This window comes from Streptomyces sp. NPDC027962, assembly GCF_055566095.1.
In genome coordinates this window covers 1-1,241 of sequence record NZ_JBVHTA010000121.1, presented here as the reverse complement: position 1 = coordinate 1,241, position 1,241 = coordinate 1, and the positions used below count along the sequence as shown (strand labels likewise).

At 71.9% G+C, this 1,241-nt stretch carries 1 protein-coding gene; it reads left to right on the top strand.

The window, feature by feature from the left end:
• Window positions 1-1,241 (top strand): acyl carrier protein (locus ACZ4SA_RS36965; protein WP_468283265.1); only part of this gene is annotated, 1,241 nt, incomplete at both ends.

Below are 1,241 nucleotides of genomic sequence, written 5' to 3'. Positions count from 1 at the left end.
GGTCAGGCCAATTACGCCGCCGCCAACGCCTTCCTCGACGCCCTCGCCGCGCACCGGCAGGCCCTCGGCCTGCCCGGCATCTCCCTCGCCTGGGGTGCGTGGTCGGAGAGCGCCGGAATGGCGGGCACGCTCGGTGCCGACGGCCTGGCGCGCATCCAGCGCTCCGGCGTCGACGGCCTGTCGGCCGCCGAGGGGCTCGCGCTCCTCGACGCCGCCGTCCAGGACGAGCGCTCCCTGCTCGTCCCCATGCGACTCGACCTGGCGGCCGTGCGCTCCCAGCCCGACCACCTGCCCGCTCTCCTGCGTGGTCTGGTGCGGGTACCGGTGCGTCGTGTGGCGACGCGTGGTGCTGCCGAGGAGTCCTCGGCTCTGGCGCGTCGTCTTCTGCCGGTGGGGGAGTCGGAGCGGCTTCCGATCGTTCTGGAGGTGGTGCGGGCGCAGGTGGCGGCGGTGTTGGGCTTCGCCGGTGCGCAGTCGATCGATGAGGCGCGGGCGTTCAAGGACCTCGGGTTCGATTCGCTGACGGCGGTCGAGTTGCGTAACCAGCTCGGTGAGGCGGTCGGTCTGCGGCTGCCGGCGACGCTGGTGTTCGACTACCCGACCCCGCAGTCGCTCGCCGAGCACATCATCACCGAACTCCTCGGCACGGCGGACCTCAGCCAGGTCGTCGTGGCGGCCACCGCCGCCGCGGACGAACCGATCGCGATCGTCGGCATGAGCTGCCGCTACCCGGGCGGCGTGGAATCCCCGGAGGACCTGTGGTGGCTGCTCGTCGAGGCCCGCGACGGCATCTCCGTCTTCCCCGCCGAACGTGGCTGGGACGTGGACGGCATCTACGACCCGGACCCCGACCGGGCGGGCAAGACCTACACCCGCGAGGGCGGTTTCCTGGAGGGTGCGGCGGAGTTCGATCCCGGGTTCTTCGGGATCAGCCCGCGTGAGGCGCTGGCGATGGACCCGCAGCAGCGACTGCTGCTCGAGACGTCGTGGGAGGTGTTCGAGCGGGCCGGGATCGACCCGACGGCCCTGAGCGGCAGCGCGACCGGCGTCTTCGCCGGCGTCATGTACCACAACTACGCCAGCAGCCTGACGGACGTCCCGGAAGAGGTGGAGGCGTTCCTCGGCAACGGCAGCGCCAGCAGCGTCGCGTCCGGCCGTGTCTCGTACACCTTCGGTTTCGAGGGTCCGGCGGTCACGGTGGACACGGCGTGCTCGTCGTCGCTGGTGGCCCTGCACCTGGC